6 protein-coding genes and 1 pseudogene are annotated in these 13,429 nt (G+C 41.1%); 5 read left to right on the top strand and 2 right to left on the bottom strand.

All coding sequences use genetic code 11. The features are described from left to right. Positions 1-359 precede the first annotated feature (359 nt). Both KW136_RS00450 and KW136_RS00455 read right to left on the bottom strand, forming a co-directional pair. A complete protein-coding gene (locus KW136_RS00450; protein WP_216796397.1) occupies positions 360-1,343 on the bottom strand; it encodes a KpsF/GutQ family sugar-phosphate isomerase in 984 nt (327 codons plus the stop codon). A 91-nt stretch (positions 1,344-1,434) separates the two neighbouring features. After that, a complete protein-coding gene (locus KW136_RS00455) occupies positions 1,435-2,517 on the bottom strand; it encodes an AI-2E family transporter (protein WP_246583188.1) in 1,083 nt (360 codons plus the stop codon). Between the two features lie 4,066 nt (positions 2,518-6,583). Between KW136_RS00455 and KW136_RS00460 the strand changes: the two genes are divergently transcribed. The 5 genes and pseudogenes from KW136_RS00460 (at position 6,584) to ubiB (ending at position 13,346) form a co-directional block, all read left to right on the top strand. Further along, positions 6,584-7,087, top strand: coding sequence for a single-stranded DNA-binding protein (locus tag KW136_RS00460; protein WP_216796398.1), 504 nt, complete (start codon positions 6,584-6,586; stop codon positions 7,085-7,087). Between the two features lie 2,088 nt (positions 7,088-9,175). Then, positions 9,176-9,898, top strand: a pseudogene (locus KW136_RS00465) (ubiquinone/menaquinone biosynthesis methyltransferase). 667 nt (positions 9,899-10,565) lie between these two features. Next, the gene (locus KW136_RS00470; protein ID WP_216796399.1) at positions 10,566-10,730 is read left to right on the top strand and encodes a hypothetical protein; all 165 of its coding nucleotides are present in this window, start codon (positions 10,566-10,568) and stop codon (positions 10,728-10,730) included. A 535-nt stretch (positions 10,731-11,265) separates the two neighbouring features. Then, positions 11,266-11,775 (top strand): hypothetical protein, encoded by a 510-nt coding sequence (locus tag KW136_RS00475; protein ID WP_216796404.1) that lies wholly within the window; start codon positions 11,266-11,268, stop codon positions 11,773-11,775. Then, entirely contained in the window at positions 11,772-13,346 is a 1,575-nt protein-coding gene (ubiB, locus tag KW136_RS00480) for a ubiquinone biosynthesis regulatory protein kinase UbiB (RefSeq protein ID WP_216796408.1), read from the top strand. The genes KW136_RS00475 and ubiB overlap by 4 nt, the downstream gene beginning before the upstream one ends. Positions 13,347-13,429 lie beyond the last annotated feature (83 nt).

A 13,429-nucleotide genomic window follows, 5' to 3' on the forward strand; every position in this document is an offset into this window, starting at 1 on the left:
AGTGTTGATGACTTTACACATAGTACGAGTCTTATGTGAGCCTGATTTTATTGACGCAATTAAATACCTAAAGTCTCAGTACTTAAGAACCTTCTTAGCAAAACTTAAGGTATACCTGTCTATCAAATCAGGCTAGTCTTATATGTGCTATTTATCTACAGTATCACTAGTAAATATCCAGGCACCCTATAAAATTAATCTCTTGACTATAAAAGGGTAAGATCACGGTCTTGAAGACAGTCTTTTCGGATGTTTTTTTACTTTCATTAATAAGCGCGCTCTCTACCACCCCCTAAAAATTATAGGCTTGATATACGCAACATGCTTAACTCTACATTCCTATAAGGATTATTCTGGAGCTAAATAACTTTAGCAGAAAAAAGGTCGTGCATATTTAGCGCCCCGATTAACACGCCATTAGTAGAGACGACCGGAATCTGGCTAATCTGGAATTGCTTCATTAGCTTTATAGCCTCTATAGCCAGCTGACCGCCACTGATCGTACGTGGCCTACGTGTCATGACATCAGTAATAAGCAGATTAGAGATATCGCCTGTTTGCGTTAATACACGGCGCAAATCACCATCAGTGAAGATGCCTTCAATGCGAGAATTTTTATCTACGACTACCGTCATACCCAGTCGTTTTTCTGTGATTTCAAATAACGCGTCCCGAACTGTTGCAGACAGAGGTACTCGCGGCACTTGGTCATCAGTACGCATTACCTCGCATACATAAGCTAGCAGGTGCCGACCCAATCTACCACCTGGATGCGAGCGCGCAAAATCACCTCCAGAAAAGCCACGTGCGTCGAGTACTGCTATAGCTAGCGCATCGCTAAGTGCAAGTTTAGCTGTAGTGCTAGCTGTTGGTGCGAGATTTAGGGGACAGGCTTCTTTCTCCACTTGTGCGTTTAAGTGCGCGTCAGCTAACTTGGCCAGACTTGACTCTGGCTGTCCTGTTACCGCGATCAATTTTGCGCCAATTCTCTTAATAAGAGGTAGTATCGCAACTAGTTCCTCTGATTCACCGGAGTTGGATAAACTAATAAATACGTCGTCAGTTGTAACTGCGCCAAGATCACCGTGGCTTGCCTCAGTCGGATGTACAAAGAACGCAGGTGTGCCAGTACTTGCCAGCGTAGCAGCTAGCTTCCTTGCAATATGACCTGACTTACCAATGCCGGAAACCACTACACGCCCCTTGCAAGTCAGTAACATTTCTACGGCAGTAATAAACTCGCAGTTTAGATGTGCACTCAAGTTTCGGATAGCATTTGCTTCGATGTCGAGCACATGCTGCGCTAGCCATAATGCTCGATTACCATCGATTTTTACCATCATATGTGGAGTATTAAATATTCATGTAACACGCAGCAAATCTATCAATAATATATGCAGCAGGCTTATGCAACGTGCAGCATATAAGTTGCGCCTAGAGTACGTTAGAGAGTACTAATTCACGCTTGATATACGCATAGAAGAGCGGCGCAGCGATTACTCCAAACAGCCCAAACGCTGCTTCCATGACCAGCATTGCGGCTAGCAGTTCCCATGTTTTGGCCTCTATTTCGCTACCGATAATATGTGCGCTTACAAAGTATTCTAGCTTGTGGATTATAATAAGGAATATAAGTGAATAAACCGCTATACCAATACCAGAAGTCAAGGAAACTAGAACAATCATAGTATTGGAAATCAGGTTTCCAATAACCGGCAATAATCCGACTATAAATGTGAAAATCACTAATGTTTTAGACAGAGGCAGTCTTGAATGAAATAGTGGTAATGCAACTAGCAAATAAAGCCCGGTAAAAAATGTATTAAGCGCTGAAACCTTAATTTGTGCGAATACAATGCGCCGAAACGCCTCAGTAAAACGCGTTATTCTCATGACTAGCGCTGCGGGCAATGGTGCACGATTTGACTTATCTAGCACGCTAACAGCTATGATCGAACCAAGGACCGTACCGACCAGAATATGTGAGACACTTCGAAGTATGATCTTGCCGCCTTCTTGCAGCTGTGTTGCATGAGAATATAGAAAGATAGAAATATTTGATTTTATTTCGGCAGTATTGATTGGCAAATATTCTAATATCCAGGCCGGAAGTTGCGTGACTTTCTGCTCTAAGTAGCATACTACGTGCTCGAATAGTTCTTGAGTGCTAGTAACGCTATGCTTGAGATGCTGCGCGATTTCCAGTGAGATGCCAGTGAAGCCAAGGACCACGATGCAGGCGATAAGGACGACTGAAAACCACCGTGCACTCTGGCTAGATAGGTAATGCTCCAAGCATGGCGATATTTGCTGAACGATCTGATAGGCAAATAGCCCAGCAAGTAGCGCACTAAGTAGTTTTAGCTTAATAATCAGTAGCATAGCAACTGCCATTAACAGGTAGCTGATAATATCTACTATAGCGAACTTGGGAAATGGATAGCTTACTGAACACTGCCCATTTGCCGAGTCGGCTCGGTCATTGCTTAGACGTGCTATTTTATATTCTGTTGCCATCCCTAACCTATTTGTTTATGTACGAATCGGGCTGCACACCATATGTGTTAGGCCTGTATCTAGTATGTATCAAGCAGCGGTGATATGTATATTTTCTGTATAACTATAACTTATCTTTAATTGTACTAAGTATTCAGGCATTCCTTGCATAATAGCTTGATCCAAGATCTAGCAATGCTCTAATCTAAGGTCTTGATTACGTCGAGATTATGCTTGACAACAAAATTATACTTTCATAGTCATGCGATCGGTAAACGACCCATTATCATGATAATAATAGCTTCGTCATCAGCTGGTCCAGCATATAGAGTTGTGACCAGTATCTTTCTTGTTTAGTTCTAGTGAAGGCTTGATCTATTACGCTGTTCGTTTTTAGACTAGCCTAGCTAAACCTAACTAAGTTTTACATCGAATAGTATTATGCGTTTTCGCAAAAAACTGGTGCCGATCAAAAATTGATATATATATTCGACTGTCGTGTCAAGAATCTTATTGATATCGCTACTTTTGTGCCGTATTTCAGGCGTCTCTTGGTTATACCGCTTGCTGTAGTACATATCGCATAGCATCATTGTACATCCCTAATTTCAGCACGCTTACCCTCTTGGAAGAGGATTCTAAGAAACTGCCTTTAATGTTGAAAAAATCATCCTAGATGATAGCTGAGTTTTTAGTCACACCAGCAAACATTAAGCTTTGAGTGAACAGGCTGATGTAAGTTGCTAAGTTTACACTCGGCGTATGCCTGACTAAGGCTAGTTAATATTAATTACCCCGTCGAAATACTTCGGTTTATCCATGGAATCACACGAGACAGGTTCAGCAGTCGAGCTGCATAGATAGTGCAAGATCGCATAGTACAGAGTATCCTTGATCTAGGGTAGGCCTACCCGAACCAGACACGACGATTATATAGGTAAGTATAAACCCACTGGGGAGTACATATCACAGATTGTTATTATAGGCTTTTCCCGATTTTCAGCCGTCGGTCGTTCCATTATATGAGATATAATCGTACTGCGATCTGCTCTCGATAACAGATATTGCCTGATGATCGAGAAGCGGTCTTATCTTTAATATGATTTGATGTGCCCGTATAATTGCTATTTTCTGCCTCGCTTGCTAGCGCGCAGGTTTATAATTACTACGTAATTAGCTCTCTATATGATGGCATCGATGTACCCCACATCCTCAATATGGACTGAGTTATCTAGATCGCGCAGATTTTTAGTGTCTCCATTAATCGCTTGTTATCAGGTTAATATAGCTGGATTTATGGTTCATCGAGAATATACATTATGCCCCCCAGTTAGCCTCGACCCCAAGAAAAAAAGTATTTGTACTGCGATCTAGCAATCGCTAATAGCGCCTAAAAATTTTGTAGAAATATTAAGCGTGCGTAATATCCTTAATTACTTTTTTATTTATTATGCACTTATCGTTCTTTAGCCGAAGCATTTAGAAAGTAACCGGTTCCTATCCGTACAGCGGCCAGCTACTCACCTCATAGGTTGTCTGTGCGTTTATGTTAGAGCTGATCTTTGCATGGGGTACGCCTCACGCTGTAGTCTGGCATCCCATGTTCGGGGGGGCACACTTGTTGATTCTGGTACTTAGTTATTACTTCTCGCACTATTGCTGCATTAGTTTCCCAGTAGCGGTGTTTTAAACTCTAATAATGCCTTAGAGCATATTCGACCATATCGCAGCGCTGCTAAAGTCCTTTATATATATAAGCATTACATAATCTATTTGTTAGAATTATACGGCACGTATTTTCGTACTGGATTAGGCAGGCCCTCGAAATCTATTTCGATATCAAATTTGTAGAATGTCGCTAAGCTCTGCAACTCCTTAAAATAGAGCTGATTTCGATAACCCTACCCTTTCACTGCGCTGTCGGCTAACTGTAGCTATGGGTACGAAACCACCTGTTTTGAATAAAAGAAGGGGAGGTTTCTGTTCTCAACTATCGCATTACTAGTAGGCACCCATCGGATTATTCAGTGAGAATAAGTGCGGCTCGAGTAATAGAAAAGACCGAGCATGCAAACTTTTCGTTGAACAATGCTGAGTGTTATTGTCTATCTATAGTAAGATTTTAAGACTGCCGGCGAGTAGCCCCCGCGATCTTCAACGACTCCGCGCGACGCCCGATGCATTTCTACACATACTTTGTGCTGATCTATGACGACCTCGATCGTATGTTTGTCATTCTTTTAACCTGAGCAGTATATTGATTTCATAGCTTCACGCCTGCATATGCTCGCATATTTAGGCATACTAGCTCTTTCAGTTAACTTTAATTGACCTAAAAATCATTAACTTTGTGTTTTTTAGGCAGCATCAGCATAGTGTCGACCATGTAAGACAAGATTTATGTCTGCAGGGCAATATAGTAGTTTGGATTGATGCAGCATACACCCTTGCGTGCAATAGCTGTAAGTAATTGGAAATTTTCGTGACTGTGCCAACTATGTAGCGTGGGTTGTGGGACGTCTATTTTCTTAATTGATATAGCTAGAGACAAATCATTAATCAGGTAAAAATTAGGTTTTCCGGCACTAGTATAAACTAACTGGTATACTAGGAAAGACTTTATTCATTGCGTTGTTATCCCCATGTAACTTATAGCGCGGCAGATTAAAGTTAAAACTTTTTAAGTTGTAGGTACGTGCTCTACGGATACGGATTTCTTTTATTGAGTAAGAGCGACAGCTATGCGAGAATCCCACCAAATTCGACCTTATAATAAATGGTAATCGGTTTTATGCTAGCTTCTAAGCGGCCATTTAATTAATTTCTATTCATAGCGCCCACTCCTCCTTCTATAAAGAGGGCATTAAAGTTATGCGTAAACTTCTCACTTACATCAGTTTTTTACCATCAGCATTCTCTATCTATGCTAGGCATGATTATAGGAAGCGATACTGAGTAGTCTATTTCCCATAAGGAGTCTCGTTTGGTATCTGTAGCTTGACTCGGCTCGTCGATATTTTCTGAGGATAGAGGTTTATCTACCTAGATTAAGCACGAGCCGATGATCATCTCTGGATTGGCGATCCTCGAGCCTTGCTGCAAAATACCTGTGCTTTCGGATAATATCCACCGGATTAGAGTCGGAAGTGTACGGTACAGTACCCAGATCTTTCCTTAGCCATGCTTGCGCTAATCAGCGATTTCTACACGCAGTATAATCACACGCTAAGACGATACGGATCGTGGTTGGAGGCAGTATTGGAGCCTGCTTAGGGATGGTTATTATTAGCCTACTGCTATATCTATATGCAGTGGGCCGCATGAGTAGTCTGCTTGCGGCGGTCAGAGTAACATCAATGTTATAAATTTAATTATGCTGCAGATCGTCCTTATCCTGTATTAACGCTTACTCACGTTAAGACGTATTGCTATAGAGTTTTGTATTAGCCGAGCTGATTAAATGCACTCAGTGCATGCGCGTTACATTCGACGCAAGGCGTATTGTTTATTATTATGCTGAAAATTATAGTTAGTATAAATTGCAGATTACATCACGCCAAAGGAGCTTTATTGCCAATTATAGCATCAACATGTATGTTGATGCTGCTAGAATAGTGATCGGGGACAAGAAGTAGGGAGGGTCAGGATAAGAGGATCCATAATACTTTGGAGTATTATGGTGTGGTCACCCTCAATTAAATAACTTGTTCTATCCCAGGTCGGTTACAAGATAATAAGTAGCCGCTACTATAGCTATATAATTATTTGTATTTTACGACCAGAAAGTGTGTTTCGGTTGCCGATCCTATCGGGGCTTACGAATAGATGTATACCAAGGCGCTAAGATGAGCTCCTATAATATAATGCTAGCGCTCTTAGGATAAGCGCACTAGGCTCGTAATTAGCTGCTTAAGCTGTATAGCGGATAAATGGTATTCTTGTTTATTTCAAGCTAATATTTGCATAGCTTATAATCATACACCCAATAAAAGTGCAACTAACAGCTAGTAGCTGCAGTGTGACGCATTAACCTTATATCCGATGCCTCGTGTAACGCGTATCGAATTAAACTGGAAAAGGGCATCATATGGCATCCGTCAATAAAGTTATTCTTCTCGGAAACCTCGGCGCCGACCCGGAAACTCGCTACCTGCCAAGCGGCGATGCGATGACTAATCTACGCCTAGCAACAACAGAGCGGTATAAAGATAAGGCAACAGGTGAATTTAAGGAGCTGACTGAGTGGCATCGTGTAGTTTTCTTTGGCCGATTAGCAGAGATTGCTGCCGAGTATTTAAAGAAAGGTTCATCCGTCTACTGCGAGGGACGTATCCGCACTAGAAAATGGCAGGACCAGAGCGGCCAGGACCGTTACTCTACAGAAATAATTGCAGACAACATGCAGTTGTTAGGTAGCCGTGGGGGGGATAGCCAAAGTAGCACTACCTCGAGTACCCCCCGAAGGGGAGAAAGTGCAACCCCTGCCCCCCCCGGGGGTAGCGCCCGTCAGGGTGCGAGCGGAAGTGTGAATCGTCCCAGCTCACCTATCGGCGGTGGATTCGAGGAGATGGATGATGATATTCCATTCTAAATAGTTAATTTCTATGTACATAAAAGCAATCGGTGAACCCTATATCTCGTTTTTACGGCGCACGATAACCCCCCACGCTTTAATAAAACTAGATGTACTATGCTAAATAATATACACACATTACTACGTGTCTTATCGACAATAAGAGCAAGTATTTTTTAACATCTTTTATATTAAATACTTAAGAAGGATATGTGCTTGTAAACTTAGAAAGTTATATTATTGAAGTCTGCAAGCACACCTTAAAACTCTATCGTTAATATACTACACACTTTATGATATATAAATCACTTCTAATATAAGCACTAATTTTCACTATAACTATCTGAGATTAAGTAGGCAGTAAAATTACTATGTTTCTTAAAATAGTCATTCACTGGATCGCTAGTTTAGGCTAGCCATTCTATAGAAACCCTAATAAGTCTATATAAATAATAAGTTAGTTATCCATAAATAATGAATATGACGTTCTCTCATAAAAATAAAATACTTAGTTGCTATGAGCTAGTGCTGTATTCTAATCATCAGCATTAAGTCAGAATATTCGCTTATGCGTAATTCGCGTTACTGGAATTAGAGGTGGTATAAATTGATATTCTAAAAAGAAGTATTAGTGCTAAAGTAAAATACTTTGTGTCCATATAGTGCGTTAAATTTTAATAGTGCACCGAGATTAAAACAAGCATTAAGAAGATGGAAGATTTCCTAGCACAACGATTTAGTAGGACATTACCCCACTTATCGTGGGTCACGTAGCGGGTTATTGTTTTCTAGTGCGTTTAAGATATAAGGTAATAGTATAGAGATCACTTTCTTTTAGATAAATCGTTAGGTAAATCAGTATCAATTCTTCATTCCTAGTATGGGTTACTGTCGGATAATTGTCTGATGTTTATGCTGCTGATTAGAGCTACTTAATTGAGTATAATAGCTAAAATGTTAAGATATAAGGCTTATATTCGAGCATCTATAAAGTGCCATTAAAGATAGCAGAAAACATAACTAGCTCAATATTTTATACAAAATTATATATGCGAGAAATCCTAAAGATATATCTAAAAAGATTTAGATTTAATATGTTAGACGATTTAAATTATTTAAATATTATACTATAGCTTAGTCTAATAACAATTCACGTGCTGGACTAAACATTTTATTTTAACTAATGCTGATAGCCTACTAGAACAAAGCTCTATAGAGAGTTTCTACCATGATAGTGAATATCATACATCTACCTGTGTTGTACACTGAGCTCGTTCCGTATATCTATTAAAACTAGAGACTCTCTAAAGCTAATTATTAGCTAGAAACAGTACTACTAAACCCACAAAAAAGTCGTATATCTGTCTAGATTCTAGTTATGTGTCCTGACATACCTCTACATATTAGATTCTATTTCATAAAGAGTTGGAAAAGATCAGAAAGCAGTAACTATGTTGTGATGCATCCTAGTTTTGACCTTGACATCGATTGCATTTAATAAAAAATAAAAAGTCTGAATCAATTTCTAGTTATGCTTAATATTGGTAGTCTTATTAAGATAGTCGCTTATCGGCACAGAGATGCTATTCTCTGCTGTATGGTGGATTCATACTTTGCCATATTTTTATATGCTGTTTAGCATCGATATTTTCGGCGCGTGAATATAGCAATCCTAAAATTGACTCAATCAATAGCAGATTCTCTTTCCGATGTGCTGGTGTGCTAGTAAAGATACCGTTATCGTAGTGAACTTTATACTGTACAGTATGCAACTGTTCTGTACAGCTAGTGCCTAGCTATAGGCTACATTTATAGAGTACCTATAGATATGTTTGATATCAATTAATATAGTTATTAGTCGGGCTTAGTTGGTTACTTCTTTTTAAGCCGAAGTTTTTCGAAGAGCATAATTCTGCCGTCTATTTATAGGATTTCTGTATGATCTCTCTCGATCTGCGCAGCATCCTAGTAAGCCTATCTTGCAATAGCAAGCACGAATGGTACCGCCCTAATAAATGAAACTACTCGCGCGCCGTTTATTATCAATAGATTTCTATGTATATTACCGTGATGTATGTCGCGCTTTTTACTTGAGGGGCTATTGCTATGACGAGGACCAATTTTGATTATCAGACTATCAATTAAAGTGAGAAAGCTAGCAAAGTTACTAGAGTGTTTCATACTAGCGCATCACGCTATGACTTAATGAATAACCTAATGTCAGTCGGACTTCATCGTATATAGAAAGCGTTTGTCATTGATAAAGCGGCCGGCATACGTTTAGACTACGTGTGTTAGATTTAGCTAGCGATACAGGCGGCTTAGAGCTATTTTTTAAGCAATTGGGGTCATCTGGACAAGTATAGCAACCGATGTTAATAAATCAATGCTATGCCCAGGACGCAACATCTGCTCGATTAAGGTATCGTTATACCGATGATATGCTACGATGCAGAAAAAGTCCTATTTCCTGACAACTACTTCAATGTAGTAAGTATCGCATCGGTCTGCGTAATATGATCAACAAGGCAGTTACTCTGGCTGAGATGCGCCGAGTATTATATGCCAGGCACCAGCTATTGTACTAAAACTCTCTACAGTGCGGCAACCACTCAAAAGCTTACGATCTGTATTCATTTAAACTACTACCTTGGCTCGGCCAAAAAGTGGCTTATGAGCTAGAAAGCTATCAGTATCTAGCTAAATCGATTCAGCTACATCTGGACTAGAAAGCTCTAAAAACTATGATGGCATAAGCCGGACTAGACAACGTCAGATATTAATCTGACAGGTGGTATTATTGCATTGCACGTCGCCACTAAATACTAGTATCCGCCCAGGAAATTAGGTGTTAGCCTACACCCTATTTTCTAGTAATTTTCTATATTTTCTTACTGCCGTCTCACGGCTATTAAGTGCGCTTATTCACTATCAGTTCAGTGCGATTGCGGAAACTAGCTTACTAGCTTACTAGCTATTGGTTCGTTTGGCGTATGCGATGCTGCAGCAAGGCGTATAGGTAGTAGACGCTTGATCGGTAGGAAGTTGCAGGTTGATTATTTACTGCCTATACAATTCAATGCGCAATCACAAGGTGCAAAAGCGTCCTCACATGCTCGCACACCTCAGTCTTTGGCGGTCGAGCCTAAGTGTAATTAGCTCAGGCCACTTTTGTGGATTAGCGGCCAGTTTTTGGTTGACGGCATTATTGTCACAATTTGGATTTGGTAGTGCCTTAGCTAGTGTACTAAGCAATACAATTCTTATTATCTTAGTGGCCCTTCTTAGTCTATGGCTATTCCGTAAGTCTAGATAGCAATGTGCGATCTCTGCCCATATTTATACGCATAGCTGCTTCGATCCAGTGTCTGGTAGATCGCCAGATTAATATAAAGCTAGTGTAGTTGCCCATGACAAAAAGCACTAGTCGAACGGTCATCGAACCCGATAGCAAATATGCGTCTCCGTAAATTCTAGTATCCTAAATACCTCTGCGATGCTTACTGATTGTAATATCGATGCACTTATATGCGAAGTAAAAGCACAGTTCTTGCGCCTGCAAGCAGCCCGAGACGCCGTAAATTTTAACGACATCCGTGAGTTCACGACACTAGGAATGTTTACCAAGATCAAGCTAGCTCTTGATGCGAGTAATAGCTAAAATCGCACTGATGTGCTACAACTAAACGCTAATCATAGTAATAAGTATGTTACGTCAGTCTAATTCTATGGACTACTGCGTAAAGTAGATGGTAAGGCAGCCGAGCTGGTTACTAAAATATGGAATTTGAGCGAAATCTGCGTAGCAGTAAAGGCTGGGTGCTAGCTAGGAATTCGGCCACTACCCTGACGATGAGGTCATATTCAATCAAGCCGAGAGGTTGGTGACTAGTTGCTATAAGCTGTAATATAACATACCGAGCAGGTTCCCTCGTAAGGTTTTCTTCCTACCCCTTGTCAATGACTATTGTTTCTATATTTTTAGTTACTTTCATCAGCCATTTGTTGATTCGAGAAATATGGGGGCGCCAGTACCTGCTAGCGTACACCGGGAAAACTGTAAGGCTAGCATTAGTTTCAACTATGTTTGAGTTGGTTATTGGAGACGATGGCACAGTAGCTGTGCTACATCGACCGCTCACGCTTGCCAGCTCTACTTCGCTAGGAATAGTCTCGCGTCTACTATATCGCGCGAAGTGCAGGTTGAGGTGCTAAAAGCTACCGTTCCCTTGATAGCTGATGTCACGATTATGGTATCGGCGCCAGTATTATTTGCATTTGCCACTAGCGAGAAAACGACGATTTTTAAGTATGTGCGAATCTATGGTGACCCAGAATTTTCGGCGATAGTTACTAAACTCGCAAAATATTTACGCTGGGACCTAGAAGAGGATCTCGCTCGCCTACTCAGTGACGCGTCTGCTCGCCGTATTATGTTGCTAGAACGACTTTTTTCAGCTTACATACACCGTGCTGTACTAAGCGTACCCAGATCACTAACTAAATACCTACTGGACGACAATCTACAATTAGTTCACCGAACTCGGTTTGATCAATTCAGCAATGAACTTGCGAACATATGCGATATGCTTGCTTGGATAGAAAATAGTATTTCATGTATCATCACGAGATATCCGAGTACAAATTTATCTATAAAAGCATCCTTCTATGCGGCCGACGACCCGCACTCATTCGGTCGCCCATGAGAATTTTACGCCTATTCAAAATATTATTTACCGTCTATCACTTCGGACTCGATGAGATAATACTAAGCTATAGTGTTGACTGGCGTGTAAAGCTGCTAGTGCGCATAATGACATTTGGAAGACCGATGCTGATTCCTCGCACGCGGCGACTGCGATTAGCATTGGAAAGCCTCGGCCCAATTTTTGTGAAGTTCGGCCAAGTCCTGTCGACCCGGCGTGACTTATTACCGATAGATATCACCATCGAACTGTCAAAATTGCAGAATCAGGTCCCGCCATTCGATTCTACAATAGCAATTAAATTGATCGAAAACTCGCTAGGCCAATCAGTTGATGTCCTATTTGACGAATTCGAGCGAATACCAGTAGCAAGCGCTTCAATTGCTCAGGTGCACTTTGCAAGGCTGAAGAGTGGCGCGCACGCAGGGAAGCCTGTAGCAATAAAGGTGTTGCGACCGGGTATGCTGCCGGTAATTGACTCTGATCTTGCTCTTTTGCGTGATATTGCGCGCTGGGCAGAGCGGCTATGGGCCGACGGCAAGCGATTACGGCTTTGTGAGGTAGTGGAAGAGTTTGCTAAATACCTACACGACGAGTTAGATTTGATGCGTGAGGCTGCAAACGCAAGCCAACTGCGCCGAAACTTTTCTACACTAGATCTTCTTTTGGTGCCAGAAATGTACTGGGAGTATTGCACATCGACGGTAATAGTGATGGAGCGGATGATTGGAATGCCAATCAGCCAGGTAGATAAGCTACGCTCAGCTGGTGTTAATATCCAGAAACTTGCGCAGGAAGGTGTTGAGATATTTTTTACACAGGTGTTTAGAGATGGGTTATTCCATGCTGATATGCACCCAGGTAATATCCAGGTGAGCTTAGACTCAGACCATTTCGGTCGCTATATCGCCCTGGACTTCGGGATTATTGGCGCTTTATCAGATTTCGATAAAAACTATCTAGCACAAAACTTTCTTGCTTTCTTTAAACGTGATTATCATCGGGTTGCGACGTTACACTTAGAATCTGGGTGGGTCCCCTCACATACACGAGTTGAAGAACTGGAGAGCGCGATCCGTGCAGTATGTGAGCCCTACTTTGGCCGCGCTTTGAAGGATATTTCTCTTGGCCAAGTGCTAATGAGACTTTTTTCAACATCGCGCCGCTTTAACATTAAAATTCAACCGCAATTAGTACTATTGCAAAAGACGATGCTTAATGTTGAGGGCCTAGGCCGAGTTCTGGATCCAGAACTCGATCTATGGACAACGGCTAAGCCGTATCTAGAACGTTGGATGAATGATCAGATCGGTTGGCGAGGTTGGATAGAGCGACTGAAAATTGAATCCCCTCAATGGAGTAAAACTCTTCCACAAGTGCCTCGCTTAATTCATCATATGTTATCTGATCATCATAATCATCTATCACGTACTACAGAGGATATGATGCTGAAAATACTTGTCGAGCAGCGCCGAACTAACTATTTAATACAAAGGATAGTAGTATTCGGGATAGCCGTCAGCGCTGGCGCGTTGCTTGCTTACTTCGGGCTATATAGTGCCTCTAGGTAGTAAGAACCATATATTAAGGTTTTTTATAAAGTGTTAAGTATATATACCGTGGGATACTAGTCGATAAGAGGATGTGTCGCGTT

Source organism: Candidatus Vallotiella hemipterorum (assembly GCF_910593725.1).
Lineage (GTDB): Bacteria > Pseudomonadota > Gammaproteobacteria > Burkholderiales > Burkholderiaceae > Mycetohabitans > Mycetohabitans hemipterorum.